Annotated in this window: 13 protein-coding genes; 9 read left to right on the top strand and 4 right to left on the bottom strand. The window is 56.9% G+C overall.

The genetic code is table 11. The features are described 5' to 3' along the window. Positions 1-8 precede the first annotated feature (8 nt). A complete protein-coding gene (locus PQR63_RS05230; RefSeq protein WP_408166247.1) occupies positions 9-1472 on the top strand; it encodes a YihY/virulence factor BrkB family protein in 1464 nt (487 codons plus the stop codon). On the opposite strand, the gene PQR63_RS05235 is transcribed toward PQR63_RS05230, so the two are convergent. Beyond that, positions 1460-1780 (bottom strand): hypothetical protein, encoded by a 321-nt coding sequence (locus PQR63_RS05235; RefSeq protein WP_408166248.1) that lies wholly within the window; start codon positions 1778-1780, stop codon positions 1460-1462. The two genes, PQR63_RS05230 and PQR63_RS05235, sit on opposite strands and share 13 nt — an antisense overlap. Before the next feature lie 137 nt (positions 1781-1917). Between PQR63_RS05235 and PQR63_RS05240 the strand changes: the two genes are divergently transcribed. From PQR63_RS05240 to PQR63_RS05250, 3 genes are all read left to right on the top strand, one after another. Further along, on the top strand, positions 1918-2661 hold the full coding sequence (locus PQR63_RS05240; RefSeq protein WP_408166250.1) for a helix-turn-helix domain-containing protein: 744 nt from the start codon (positions 1918-1920) through the stop codon (positions 2659-2661). Between the two features lie 131 nt (positions 2662-2792). After that, the gene (locus PQR63_RS05245; RefSeq protein ID WP_408166252.1) at positions 2793-3749 is read left to right on the top strand and encodes a DMT family transporter; all 957 of its coding nucleotides are present in this window, start codon (positions 2793-2795) and stop codon (positions 3747-3749) included. Positions 3750-3927: 178 nt separating this feature from the next. Beyond that, complete coding sequence (locus PQR63_RS05250; protein WP_408166254.1) at positions 3928-4860, top strand: HDOD domain-containing protein; 933 nt, start codon at positions 3928-3930, stop codon at positions 4858-4860. 38 nt (positions 4861-4898) lie between these two features. Here PQR63_RS05250 and PQR63_RS05255 read toward each other — a convergent pair whose 3' ends face one another. Both PQR63_RS05255 and PQR63_RS05260 read right to left on the bottom strand, forming a co-directional pair. Beyond that, on the bottom strand, positions 4899-7013 hold the full coding sequence (locus tag PQR63_RS05255; RefSeq protein WP_408166256.1) for an FUSC family protein: 2115 nt from the start codon (positions 7011-7013) through the stop codon (positions 4899-4901). Between the two features lie 144 nt (positions 7014-7157). Further along, entirely contained in the window at positions 7158-8051 is an 894-nt protein-coding gene (locus PQR63_RS05260) for a LysR family transcriptional regulator (RefSeq protein WP_408166258.1), read from the bottom strand. A gap of 173 nt (positions 8052-8224) precedes the next feature. On the opposite strand from PQR63_RS05260, the gene scpC reads away from it, so the two are divergent. From scpC to PQR63_RS05280, 4 genes are all read left to right on the top strand, one after another. Further along, complete coding sequence (gene scpC / locus PQR63_RS05265) at positions 8225-9727, top strand: succinyl-CoA:acetate CoA-transferase ScpC (RefSeq protein WP_408166259.1); 1503 nt, start codon at positions 8225-8227, stop codon at positions 9725-9727. A 436-nt stretch (positions 9728-10163) separates the two neighbouring features. Next, entirely contained in the window at positions 10164-11795 is a 1632-nt protein-coding gene (locus PQR63_RS05270) for a sensor histidine kinase (protein WP_408166261.1), read from the top strand. Beyond that, positions 11788-12243 (top strand): response regulator, encoded by a 456-nt coding sequence (locus PQR63_RS05275; RefSeq protein ID WP_408166263.1) that lies wholly within the window; start codon positions 11788-11790, stop codon positions 12241-12243. Before PQR63_RS05270 ends, PQR63_RS05275 begins: the two co-directional genes overlap by 8 nt. After that, complete coding sequence (locus PQR63_RS05280) at positions 12240-12632, top strand: response regulator (RefSeq protein ID WP_408166265.1); 393 nt, start codon at positions 12240-12242, stop codon at positions 12630-12632. Before PQR63_RS05275 ends, PQR63_RS05280 begins: the two co-directional genes overlap by 4 nt. Positions 12633-12679: 47 nt before the next feature. On the opposite strand, the gene PQR63_RS05285 is transcribed toward PQR63_RS05280, so the two are convergent. Further along, positions 12680-13432, bottom strand: a complete 753-nt coding sequence (locus tag PQR63_RS05285; RefSeq protein WP_408166267.1) for a glutamine amidotransferase — start codon at positions 13430-13432, stop codon at positions 12680-12682. Between the two features lie 341 nt (positions 13433-13773). Here PQR63_RS05285 and PQR63_RS05290 point away from each other — a divergent pair, with 341 nt between their 5' ends. Beyond that, a complete protein-coding gene (locus PQR63_RS05290) occupies positions 13774-14034 on the top strand; it encodes a hypothetical protein (protein ID WP_408166269.1) in 261 nt (86 codons plus the stop codon). Positions 14035-14096: the final 62 nt, after the last annotated feature.

Raw genomic sequence — 14096 nt, forward strand, 5'->3', positions numbered from 1 at the left:
GAGGGATGATGAGTCATCAGGATAATCTTCGACATGAGCCGGTAGTGCCGCCACTACCGGCATCCACTGTGGTGCCTGCATCCTCGGCATCGGAGGCATCCTCGCAGGAAAAACTATCTGGCAGCAAAAAGAAAATAGCTGCCGGTGCAGTCGCTCTCGCCGCTGCCTCAATGCTCGGCGTGCTGCTGCTACGCAAGCGTAAAACAACCGGCAAGTCGAACCGCACCGCGTTGCCTCTTGCCGTGTCGAACAAGTTCGCTACACAAGCTCGCCTGCGTGCGCGCGTTCCCGCTTCTGCTGTTTCTGCTGTTTCTGCCATTTCTGTCGCGGCGCAGCCGGCAGCACGTTCGCGGCCACGATTGCAAAAAAAGAATGACGATGCCTCCACCTTGCTGCATGACCTGCTTCCGGTTCTGAGCAGCGCCTTGTCGCTGGCGTCGTCTTGGCGTGCAAAACGTAAACAGGATGATAAGCGGGCAGGAGAGGTGGCCGCACTGGCTGCTGCAAAGCAGGTCGAAGCCGAAGTCTCTGCTCCCGTTCGCGAGGACAAAAGACTGGATCCTGATGTCGTCAAAATTGCGCCCGGCAACCGCTGGCAGGTCGCATGGCAATTGAGCCGTGCTGCGGTCAATGCCTGGCTGGATGATTTTGCGCCCAGCATGGGAGCCGCTATCGCTTACTACACGGCGTTCTCGATTGCGCCGATCCTGATCATTGCGATTGCTATTGCCGGCATGATCTTTGGCAAGGACGCGGCACAGGGCGAGATCGTCTGGCAGATTCGCAGCATTGTGGGCGAAGAGGGAGCGATTGCCGTGCAGGGTTTGTTACGTTCGGTGAGCGTGTCTTCTGACGGTGCACTCGCCACCACGCTCAGTATCATCACGCTGGTGATCGGCTCCACCGCCGTCTTTGCTGAATTGCAAAATGCTCTTGACCGAATCTGGCGCACGCCCGTCGTCGCCAGAGTCAATGGCATCTGGGCCTTGATACGTACGCGCTTATTGTCGTTCGGCCTGATACTCGGCCTTGGCTTCATGCTGATGGTGTCGCTGGTCGTGAGCGCCGGGCTGGCTGCTTTGGGAAAATGGTGGGGTGGTTGGATCGAGGGCTGGGAAATCTTCATGCAGGTGCTGAATCTGCTGATTTCCTTCGGTGTCTTTACGGCGCTGTTTTCGGCTATTTACAAATTCATGCCGCGTGCCGATTTGTCCTGGCATGACGTGCGCATCGGCGCGATGTCGACGACCGTTCTGTTTCTGATCGGCAAATCGCTGATTGGTCTGTATCTGGGACGTACCGGGATGAGCTCCGGCTTTGGTGCGGCCGGATCATTTGCGTTGTTGCTGGCGTGGATTTATTACTCGGCCCAGATCTTTTTGCTGGGCGCAGAATTTACCTGGATCTACGCCAACAATTTCGGTTCGCGTACAAAGCGTCGGATATCCGTGGAAAAGGCTCAGGAGGCCTGAGCTTCCATGCTGCTGATGGTGTTTGCCGCGATTGCCGCCGATGGCGACAGATGCGAGGTGTCAGCTTTGAAGACCTGATCGATTACTTCCATGCATTCTTTGGCGGCGGCAATGTAGTCATATTCGCCGGGCGTGCCGCTGGATAGGCTGGCCAGCTTGCGGGCTCGGCGCACCGACTCCAGCGCATCTTCACGCGTCAGGTAATTCTTCCTCACCAGCAATGCCAGGATGTCGAGTGTCACTGCATAGTTGGCGATGCAATAGCTGAGAGAGATGTCGTTGCTAGTCTCGTTGCTGGTGGCGTTCATCGTTGGCTCCGTTGAGGATGTCGTGTGGGGATGGAAAGGAGTTTAGGATGATCGAATTGACAACGGTATCAGGAATTTCCTTAAGCAATTGCCGGACAGAATAATCGTCAAGGTCTGCGCAGTACTACAATACCTGCATGGCAATCTCTCATCCTCTGACTTTTCGCACGTATGGCGGCGACGGCGTTCTGCATCGGCATGAACACGTCCAGATCGTGCTGCCCATGCAGGGGGAAATGGACATCGAAGTCGATGGCCGTGGCGACAAACTTGACGTTGCACGCGCCGCTTTCGTGGCACCCGATACCAGTCATGTTCAATCGGCCAGCGGCAAAAATCGCTTCCTGATTCTCGACTGCGATCTTGCCGACATCGGTGAAGACGATACCGAGCGTTTGCGGTTACAGACTTTTTTGCCGATCCCGGCAGCGGTGCGGCGGCTGCTCGATTTCATCGATCTCAGCATCGGCGCAGACCGGCCCGCCGGCCAGCTGCCAGACACGATGGCACGCCATTGCACGCCGTTGCTGCTCGATGCGTTGACGGCCATGCCACCACGTGCGTCACGCCTGCATGCCTTGCTACGCCGGATCGAAGCCGCGCCAGGACGCCTCTGGACGGCCGCAGTGATGGCGCGTGCCGCCAATCTCAGTGTCAGTCGCCTGCATGCCTTGTTCAAGGCAGAGCTGCAACAGACGCCGCAAGAGTGGTTATCGGATCTGCGTCTGCGACTGGTGCAGGAAGCACTGGTTGAATCAGATGTGCCGTTGGCAGAACTGGCACTGCGCGCGGGCTATTCCGATCAAAGCGCACTGACGCGCGCCATGCGCCGCACCACCGGTCTGACACCTGCTGCCTACCGCAAGCAGCACCGCAAATAGCCGGGCAATGACGTCGCAATGACGTCGCCATAACGTCGTCAGTAGCCTCGGCCTATTTTTGGCGAGGGGCGGTCAATACATCGCTGCGCCATTTCACTATCCTGCATGGCAATAGTGAAGCGAGGTACAGGATGAAAAATAAATCACAGGGCAAGATTCTCATTGGCGTCGGTAACGGCGTTGCCGCTGGTGCGTTCTGGGGATTGGTGTTTCTGGCGCCGCAGGTGCTGGGCAATTTCAGCGCACTGCAATTATCGGCAGCACGCTATCTGGCCTACGGTCTGGTTGCGGTCCTGTTGTTGCTGCCACGCTGGAGCGTCCTGATGCCTCGTCTGGGCCGGGATGAATGGATCGCGCTGATCTACCTGAGCTTCCTCGGCAATATTCTCTATTACCTCTTCCTGGCCAGCGCCGTGCAATGGGCGGGCGGCGCCTCGACTTCACTAATCATCGGCTTACTGCCCGTCGTGGTCAGCGTGATCGGCGCGCGTGATGAAGGCGCTCTGAAGCTGAGCGCCTTGCTGCCGCCGATGGCGCTATGCCTTTTCGGCGTCGGTCTGGTCGGCATGGAAGCGCTGTCGGCGGAATCCGCCAAAGGCGACCTTGCCACCCGCGCTGCGGGTTTGCTGTGTGGCTTTGGCGCACTGGTGTCGTGGTCGACCTACTCGGTGCGCAACAGCCGCTGGCTGGCGCGACGTCCTGATATTTCTTCACATGACTGGTCGCTGTTGACCGGCATTGTCACCGGTGCACTGGCGTTGGTGTTGGTGATCCCTGCGTTTTCTCACGGAATGGAAGGGCACGACGGCGCCGACTGGCTGCGCTTCTGGGGTGTGGCGGCGACCGTGGCGATCTTCGCGTCGGTGGTCGGCAACGCTTTCTGGAATCGTGCCAGCCGCTTGCTGCCCCTGACGCTGAGCGGACAGATGATCATCTTCGAAACCTTGTTTGCGCTGCTTTATGGATTTTTGTGGGAGCAACGCCTGCCGACCCGGCTGGAACTGCTGGCGATCATCTGTCTGGTCAGCGGCGTGTTGTGGTGCGCGTCGCTGCATCGGGAGCCAGCGACTGCAACGCTAAAGGCCTAGGCTTGCAATTGTTGATTCTCAATTGTTTTCTTTTTGACAATGCTGCAGTGCGGAGGCGCCGTGTAGTGTGACTCTCGTGCCATTGTCTCGTTTTTTGCATGGCCCCGAACCTTCGGTAACTGATAACATCCGTGGATTGCGCCAATAAATGTCTGGCGCCGATTTGAAATGGTCCCTTATGACTAACTTCATTGATCCCACGGATTTCGAGACTCTTAAACAGGACGACACTTTGCCGTCGCCCAGCGGCGTTCGTCTGAACATCATGCGCATGTGCAGGCAGGAAGACGTTTCCCTGCCGGAACTGGTGACACAGATTCAGACCGACCCTTTACTTGCCGGGCGCATCATCAAGATCGGCAACGGCGCTTCGATCAACAAGGGACGGCCGATCGTCGCCATCAGTAAGGATGTCTTGCTGATGATCGGTTTGCATGCCGTGCGCCAACTGGCGCTGGCAATTTCGCTGACGGCTGAGCGGCGTGACGAGGGCTGTCCAGGTTTTGATTACAGCGGATTCTGGGCGCGCACGGTAGCGATGGCCTGTGCCTCGCAGGCTCTGGCGGAATACTATGGTGATGCACCGCCGAGCGAAATGTTCGCCAGCGGCTTGTTGGCCAATATCGGCCGGCTCGGGTTGGCGTCGGCGCGTCCGGATGCTTACTCGACTCTGCTGAGCGAAAATCTCGATCCAGAACAATTACGGACGGCCGAGAAGACACGCTTCGGCTATCACCATCTCGATCTGGCGGCGGCAATGATGCAGGACTGGGATATTCCGCGTTTCTTTTGTGAGGCGGTATTGCATCACGAAGCACCGGAGCAGGCCGGGCTTGATGAGGAATCGCGCCAGTTGCGACTGGCGCAGATGCTGCACGTGGCAGGTGCGGTGGCCGACTATTGCGTGGCTGCAGAAGCGAATCGTCCGGCGGCACTACAGGCTTTGCTGGACGCCGGATTGCCGTTGGCCGGCGAAGTCGATCACGTGATTGCCATTTGCGATCGCACCGCCCGTGACTGGATTGAGTGGGGATCGATGATCAAGATTCCAACGCACACCATGCCGCCGACGCGCGACGTGATGCAGCAATTGCTGGAACAGCCGGAATAGAACGCCGCTTTGTGTTCGACGTCTACCGGACGACTATTCTATTGTTCGCTGGTGCGCTGCAATTCCGGATACATGGCCAGCGCCAGCAGACATAAGGTCTCTACCGCATCGGCCTGCGCCATGTCGCGCATCACCGGACGCTGATGCAGCAGGCGTGTGCACGATGCGTTGACGGTCAGCCTGCGTGCAAACAAATCGGCCATCCTGTCCAGCCATTGGTCAAATTGATCAAATTGATCGGGCACCTCCTGCGATGCATCCTGTCCTGCATGCAGCCAGATGTGCGTGGCGGCGCTCGCCAGCCGACGCGACAGCGCAACGCTGACGCGTGCATGATGCGCCTTTTGAGATGCCTGTTTCCCATCTCCCTCCAACTCCCCTTCGCGTAGCAGACGTTGCAGCAATAATCCGTTTTCGATATTGATGACGCAGGCCGCGCGACGGTATGCGTGCATCTGGGCGACATCGTGGGTTGCATCCAATGCGCTGCGCAGATACGCGAGATTAGCGGTGATCATCTGCGACAAACTGTGATGCAAGTTGGCCTCCTGTCTGCGTGGCCACAAGAAGTAAGTCGCGGCAATCGCGATCACGGTGCCGATGACATTGTTGCCCGCACGTAGCAGGGCATTGCTCAGTTGCTGCTGAGGATCGCTGGCGACATCGGCAACCAATACGAAAACCGGCGTCAAAAAGGTCGCATACAAGCCGTAACTGACCGGACGCAATCCCATTGCCAGCAGTGCCAGCGGAAACACCAGCAAAGCCAAGACCAGCTGTGAATGGATAGAGAGGCACAGCAACACCGCCAGCACACCGCCGACGATGCTGCCCACGGCGCGTTCCATGCTGCGCGACCAGCTGTCGGCAATCGACGGCTGCATGACCAGCATGGTCGCCATCGTGGCCCAATAGCCGAACGGCAGCACCAGCAAATGCACGATCAGATACGTCGCACCGGCAGCAACAGCGCAACGCAGGGCATGTCGTACCTCGGCTGAACCTGTCTGTAGATGTGATGCGGCGACACGCAGCAACTCCATGGCGCTGTCGCGCAAGGCTGGCCGGGATGATTCTTTGCGCGCAGTACGTTTCCAGTCGGCTAGTACGGACAGGCCGGCCTCGTCGTGCAAGTCGGGGAGTCTCAGCAATTGCGCTGCCCTTGATGGCATGCGGCCGATCAGTTGGCGCAAACGCAGAACGGCGCGCGCGTCGTCGGCCTCGTTGATGTGGTGTCGCGGGGCGGTAAGGTCGCGCTGGATTTCTCCGAGCAGCAAGGCCATCGCCTGCAGCACGCGACTTAGACGCAGGCGCGATAAAGGCGTTGCGTAGGGGGACAAACGCAGATCACCGAGCGCGGTGATGCAGTCAAGCAGTGCATCGGCGCGCGCTAGTTTGATCAGCAGGTTTTCATAGAGCGAGTGCGAATCTGCGCGATCTGTGGCAATGGCCATCAAGGTGGCTTTTGCCGCCGTGATATCGGCGCGTACGTGGCGTCGCGTCTGCGCTGCATTCTCATCCTGAAAACTCAGATCAGTGGTGTTGCTGCCGACGATGCGTGTCAGTTCAGTCAGTGCGCCGTAGACGCGGCCCACGGCATGGCGGGCCGGTGCAAAGGGATGAATGCGCCAGACCGTCAGGCCGAGACAGACGGCCCAGACGCAGCCGGAAAAATAGATCACGACATGGCTGTGTTGCAGAGGCCATAGCGCCACCGGAAAATCTGCAAGGATGGCCGATACGCCGGCTGCCAGCATCAGCACCAGACCAGTCGCCGCGCCGTAGATCCGTGCGAAACCGGCAATTCCGGCACAGCACATGATGGCCAGCAAGCCAACGGGCATGCCCATGCCGGACAAGGTTGCGGCAAACATGCCGCCCAGCGTCGACGCAACGGCAAAACCGCCCATCGAAGCAAGTCGCGCGCGATTTGTCCCGGCGCTGTCAGCAAGGCAGGTGAGAAAGGCGCCAATGGCCGCCCAGGAAAACTGCGGGTTGTGCAGCAACTCGCCCAGCATCAGCATGGTGCCCGCGCTGAATGCGGCGCGCAACCCTTCGGACAGGCTGGCGTTGCGCAAGGGAAATGCCGATGCCCAGCGTCGTAGCGGCAGGGACAGGCTGGTGAAAGCAGAATAGCGAAGAGGGAGCGGCATGCTGGCGAAGGGCGGTAGCCGTAAAGAAACCAAAGAGAATGGCTGTCTTCGCAGTATAGAAACGGCAGCTATTGCCGGTATGACTTAAATGCGCAGGAGGCAGTCGGAGTTTTCATGCATGCCCGAGGCTGCGAGCGAAGATATTCACACGGATTTGCCACCGGCAAATAGCTCTTCGCTCAGTGCCAGCCAGGCGCGGGCTGCATGTGACAGGTAAGCGCCGCGTGTGACATAGGCGACTTGCCATTGCACTTCGGGCTCGATCAGCCTTACTGATTGCAATTGATCGGTGGCGATACGATGGATAAACGGTTCCGGCAACAAGGCCACACCCATACCCGCCAGTGCCATGCCGACCAGCCAGTCCCATTGGCCGCTCTGGGCTGCGATATCTGGCTCGATGCCGGACTCGCGGAACATGCTGCGCAGGGTGCGCGTCAGGCCGAATTCATTGTTCAGCAACAGCAGGGGCATGTCCTTGAGCGATTTGCAGGGCAGTGTGCTGCGTTGTTTTTGGAAGTGTCCGGTTTGCGCCACTGCCCAGATCGGGTAGTGCGCTACGGGCAAGGCATTCAGCTCAAGTTCAGGAGCGATGGGCAGCACCGTCATGCCGATTTCCAGCGTACCAGAGGCGACGCGCTGTTCAATACGCGGGCCGGTGTCTTCCACCAGCGTGATGGCGATATCGGAATGGCGCTCGCGAAACGCCTTGAGCACCGGCGTGCAGAGAATATTGACCATAGGTGGGATGCCGATTTCAAGATGGCCCTGACGCAGGTTGCGGGTGTTGTGGACCTCGGTATTGAGACGCTCGACGTTGGCAAGAATCTGCTGCGCTTGCTCGTAGACGACGCGGCCGGTATCGGTGAGCTGAAGGCTGCGTCCCGAACGGATCAGCAGCGGGGCATCCATTTCATCTTCCAGTTGACGCACCATTTTGCTGACGGTCGATTGCGTCACGTGCAGGGCATCGGCAGCACGGCTGAAGCTGTTGAGCCTGACGGTTTCCGAAAAGTAACGCAGCGCGCGAATGTCCATGGCGGTGGCAGAAAAATAGAAATGAAAGATAAATAAAGAAAACCAGGTATGCGAAAAACGACTGAATATAGGGTATTTAAATCATACAGTGCATGCTTTCCCGATTTTATACTCGTTTGACAAGATGGCAGAGAACCATCTTTACCTCATCTAAAATCGAGTTGGAGAACCACATGCATTGCGAGCGTATTCCGTCTTCGCTGGTAGACAAAGTCATGTCTGCCACCGAGGCTGCCAGCCTGTTTCACACCGGCATGACCATCGGCATGAGCGGTTTCACCCGTGCCGGTGACGCCAAAGCCATTCCGCGCGCACTCGCCGAGCGCGCCAAAACCGAAGCCTTGCGCTTTACCGTTGTTACCGGCGCGTCGCTGGGTAACGACAGTGATGGTCTGATGGCCGAAGCGGGTTTGCTGGAGCGCCGGTTGCCGTTTCAGGTCGATAACGTCTTGCGCAAGAAAATCAATGCCGGTGAAGTGATGTTTATCGATCAGCACTTGTCCGAAACCGTCGAACAGCTGCGGGCAGGCATGCCGGGCAAGATCGACATCGCAGTCATCGAAGCCGCCGCCATCACGGCAGAAGGCATCATCCCCACCATGTCAGTCGGCAACTCGGCGAGCTTCGTTGAGCAGGCGCCGCAGGTGATCATCGAGCTGAATACGAGCGTGCCGCTGGCGTTGGCCGGTTTGCACGATATCTATCTGCCGGCTTCGCGTCCGGCACGCCAGCCGATTCCGCTGACCGATCCGGCGCAACGCATCGGCACGCGTGCCATTCCCATTGATCCGTCACGCATCGCCGCCATCGTTATTACTGATACACCCGACAGTCCGTCCAGCGTACTGCCACCGGATGCAGAAACCAATGCCATCGCCGGACACGTCATTGCCTTTCTCGAAGGCGAAGTAGTCGCCGGACGTATGGGTCCTGAACTGGCGCCACTGCAGGCCGGCATCGGCACCATCGCCAATGCGGTATTGCATGGATTGACACGGTCGTCGTTTCGCAACCTGACGATGTTTTCGGAAGTGCTGCAAGACAGCGCCATTGCGTTGCTCGACTCCGGTCAGTTGGCGTTCGCGTCGGCATCGTCAATCACCTTGTCGTCGGCGATGAATGTCAGGTTTATGCGCGATCTTGATCGATATCGCTCGCGTATCGTGCTGCGGCCGCAAGAGATCAGCAATCATCCCGAGCTGGTGCGCCGTCTCGGCCTCATTGCACTTAATACGGCACTGGAGTTCGACATCTACGGCAACGTCAATTCGACTCACGTCGGCGGCACCCACATGATGAATGGTATCGGTGGGTCAGGTGACTTTGCCCGCAATGCGCAGGTCTCGATCTTCGTCACCAAGTCGATTGCCCGTGGCGGCGATATCTCCAGCGTAGTGCCGATGGTGTCGCATGTCGATCACACGGAACATGACGTCGATGTGCTGGTGACCGAATATGGTCTGGCTGACTTGCGCGGATTGGCACCGCGTGAACGCGCGCCGCTGATCATCGAGCATTGCGTGCATCCCGACTATCGTCCCGCCTTGCGTGAATATTTTTCACGTGCCTGCGCGACCACCGGCGGTCAGACGCCGCATCTGCTAAGCGAAGCCTTATCCTGGCACATCAACTACGCAGAGCATAAGACGATGCGAACCGTTCTTTCGCCGGCTTGACGTCGCTTGTTTCAGCATCGTTTATCGCGTGTTCTCCAGCTTGCTGACTTCAATTCATACGACCACGAAGGTGGTCGTATGCACATCACCTGACATTGATTTTTAGTTAATCAACTAATAACAATTGTCGGTTTTGCAATTCACTTTCAGTCGCATTGTTTCGGCGTTGTATTGACGTTGCAATGCGGCTTTTGTCTCGTCGGCGGTACAAAAATAAATAGCGGTTTGAAATTGTTTATGAGACGATGCCAATAAATAACTTTGTTGGCATCAACGTAACTTTCAGTAACGTAAATGCAATATGTGGGGATTAGTTAGAACGAATCCGGATACTTCCTTAAAATAATAAATAACAAATTGTCCGGGACAGAATGCTTGCTCCGGGGGACGGTCTGATTCATTTGTTGACGTGTTTTTCCGGAGAGAGAAGCCGTTTATGAAGCTGTTCAAGAAAGGTCTGTTGCTCATCGCAATTCCTGGCCTGTTTGAATTGGGTCTGCTGGGGGTGTTGTACAAGAGCCAGGAAAACGCCACGCAAGCCGAGGTGTGGGCCTTGCATACCAAAGACGTCATCATTCAGGCTGCGGAAGTGCGCGAGCCGGTATTGCTGCAATCGGCGCGCTTGCGTGCGGCCATTATTCTCAATGATCCCAGCGGACTCGAGAAAAAAGACCTGTGGGAGAGCATCGAAAAAGAAGTCAATGAGTTGCGTGATTTCGTCGTCGACAATCCCTCACAGTTGCGTGCGACGGAGCAGATTCGCGCGTCGGTGAAGGAGTACCACACCTGGACGGATCAGCAAACCGAATTGCTCAAGAACGGTCGCCGTGACGAATTGGTGGCAGCCTTGCGGGATCCGAAGGCGTTAAGCCTGATTCAGGTTATTCAGCGCCAGTTGGCTGATTTCATCAAGGTGGAAGAAGCGCTCGATGACGTACGCCAGCAGCGCGTGCTCGAAGCGCGGAAACTGCAAAATATCGCGTTGTGGATTGCCTTGATCGGTTCAGTTCTGGCAGCGGCAATAGCGGCAAAAATTTTTAGCAAGGATGTGGGTGGTCGTCTTGCCGTGTTGACCGACAATGCGAGGCAGCTCAGCGAAGGTGGGGCACTCGCCAGCGCAGTTGGCGGCAACGATGAAATCACGGACCTTGACAGAGTACTGCACGAGACACACGGGCGGTTGAAGCAGGCGGAAGAAAACGCCCGCGCTTACCGTGAGCAACTGGAAGGGCACGCGCGCGAACTGGCGCTGGTCAATGACGATTTGCAGCGGCAGACGCAAGACAATGAAATGTTTATCTATAGCGTGTCGCATGATTTGCGTTCGCCGCTGGTGAACCTGCAAGGCTTCAGCAAGGAGTTGCATCATTCGATCAGGGAAATGCACGACACGATTGCTGAAAGCAACCTCAACGACAAGGACAAGCAACGTATCCATGATCTGATTGAGGATGACGTCGAGGTGTCGCTCAAGTTCATCCGCACGGCGGTTTCGCGTTCAGCATCGATCATTGATTCCATGTTGCGTCTGTCGCGTGTAGGCCGGGTCGAGTATCAGTCGCAACAAGCCGACGTCAATACAATCGTCGGGAGGGTGATCGATGCCATGAGTTCCACCATTCGCCAACGCGAGGCTCTGGTATTGGCACAGCCGTTGCCGCCGTGCTATGGAGACCCGACTGCGATTGAGCAGATTTTCGGAAACCTGGTCGGCAATGCGGTCAATTATCTTGATCCCAAGCGCCCGGGGACGGTAGAGATCGGCGTCTTGCCGTCGGATCCGGGGCAGCCGAATTTTCGCACCTATTATGTCAAGGACAACGGCCTTGGCATTCCAGCCGACTATCTCGGCAAAATGTTTTCAGCGTTCAACCGTCTGCATGCAGACGTGGCTCAAGGAGAGGGCGTCGGTCTGGCGCTGATCAAGCGGATCGTGATGCGGCACGGCGGCAAGATCTGGGTCGAATCCACTGAAGGTGTCGGCACCACTTTTTATACCTCGCTGCCGGTGACACCGACAGACAGTCCTGCAAGCCAACTTGCTCAAGGAGAACAAACTCATGGCTGATAGCGAAGAAGTAGGCATCCTGCTGGTCGAGGATGATGACGGCCACGCCTTGCTGGTGGAAAAAAACTTGCGCCGCGCCGGTCTGTCCAATGGCTTTCTGCGATTGAAAGACGGACAGGAAGCACTCGATTATTTTTTCAACAGCGATGGCGCGCCGAATAAACCGGGGTTCGATTCCATCGTGGTTTTGCTGGACGTTAACATGCCGCGGGTAAGCGGTGTCGATGTACTCAAGCGTCTCAAGGAAAGTGACGTCACTGCTAATATTCCCATCATCATGCTGACCACCACCGACGATCCGCGCGAAATCGAGCGTTGCTACGATTACGGCTGCAATCTGTACATCACCAAGCCGGTGGAGTACGAGGCTTTCATCGAGGCAGTGCGCCGGCTCGGATTTTTCCTGCAGATCATCAAAGTACCGACAGCAGGGCGTGGTGGCAAATGACTGCATCAGACCCCGCCATTCTGATCATTGAGGACGACGAAGGCCTGCGCATGCTGGCGCGGCGTCGTCTGGAAAAGCGCGGCTACACGGTTGGTACCGCCGGCAGTATCGCGCAGGCACGCAGCTTGTTACGCGACGGGGTATTCGATTTGCTGGTGATCGATTATCAGCTTGATGACAATATGAGCGGACTGGATTTTTATAACGAGTTGTGCGAGCAAGGCGTGCGCATTCCTGCGGTGATGTGCAGCGGGTTTTCTGATGATACGCATGTCAGTGAGGCACTCACGTGCGGCATCGCCCATGTGCTGCCAAAAACGCAGGACTATCTCGACGAGTTACCTGATTTGGTAAAAAAGGTCCTGGAACAGGCCGGTGCCGCAGACTGAACTCTTGATAAATCGAGGTTGCACTAAACCTCGATCGTTACAAATCTTCAGCCGACTTGTTCGGCTGTCTTTCTTTTTGCGATCGCCGGCGTGCCGATACTGGCCAGCCAACCATTCCAGAAGGCATGCGAAGCGTTCTGGAAGCTGCGGCCGTATTGCACTGCACCCGAACGCAAGCCGGCCAGACTGACTTCTTCCGTGTGAGCGATTTCATGCGCGTGGCCGATCAGCCATTGCTCCACCATGCGTACGTCGAACTCCGGATGAAATTGTAGCGCCAGGCAATTACGTCCCCACGAGAACGCTTGGTTGCGATAGCGATCTGTCGACGCCAGATGTTTCGCGCCCGCCGGCAGATCGAAGGTGTCGCCATGCCAATGCAACACGTGCGTGTCGTTGCCGATCAACTCTTCAATATAAGGAATGTCACCGGCATGCTCGCCGGGTTGCAGAGTCCCCCAGCCAATCTCCTTGCCGGATTTTCCCGGGTAGACTCGCGCGTGTAACGCCGCCGCCATCAATTGTGCACCGAGGCAGATGCCCAGCGTCGGTAAGTCATCCAGTAAGCGTGCGCGCAACCAGGCTATCTCCGCACGCAGATAGGGGTAGGCATCCATGTCGTAGACCGCAATCGGGCCGCCCAGCACCACCACCAGATCGGCGTCGAGCGGTGACATGGTCGAGAAGGAATCCACACCCACTTCGAAATAGCTGACGTCGAAGCCGCGCTTTTTCAGCAAGGGTTCCAGCTGCCCAAGATCCTCAAACGAGACATGGCGTAGTGCCAGCGCTTTTTTCATATCGTCTTCCTGTTTCTGTGAAAGTCGCAACTGCGATGGTTATCGCTGCAGCCGTGCTTGAGATTGGTATTAGTATTGGCGAGCAATGCTTCGTTATATTCTAACGTATACATCGCTGGTTGAAAGCAGATGAAGCGATAGATAAGCAATGCATCAGACTGACGTTAAAGATGACAGTGAAAATGCGCGGCAACGGAAGGCCCGCCGTGGATTACCGGTTATATTTTTTCGATATGGGACGCATGATCAGATTTGCAGTCCGGCGGCGTATTTTCCGTAGTGCGATCTTGCCGACGGTATGTTACGATGCGGCCCGTTCATGATTCCGTTGATGCCGTTGCATGTCGAAACAACAGTTTTTACTTGAAAGCCCCAAGGATACCGGCGACGACCGCGTGACCTTTATCATCCGCAATAACGGCACCGTGCTGCCGGGTTTTGTGGCCCGCTCGACGCTGATCTCCATCGGCGGGCTGACCAGCAACAATATCGTTGCGCTGTACACCGAACATCGCGCGCGCATCGCCGACGCCGTCAAGAAGAAGCTGGCCGAGCCGGTGTTGCGCCAGTACATTTCCCTCAGCCTGGAAGACCTCCAGTAAGCTTTCCTGAAACCGCCCTCCAATAGTGACGCAAGGAAACTTCGCAAGCCCGGCGTAAGCTG

Origin of the sequence: Herbaspirillum rhizosphaerae (genome assembly GCF_046025915.1) — a bacterium.
GTDB classification, from domain to species: Bacteria; Pseudomonadota; Gammaproteobacteria; order Burkholderiales; family Burkholderiaceae_D; genus Herbaspirillum; species Herbaspirillum rhizosphaerae_A.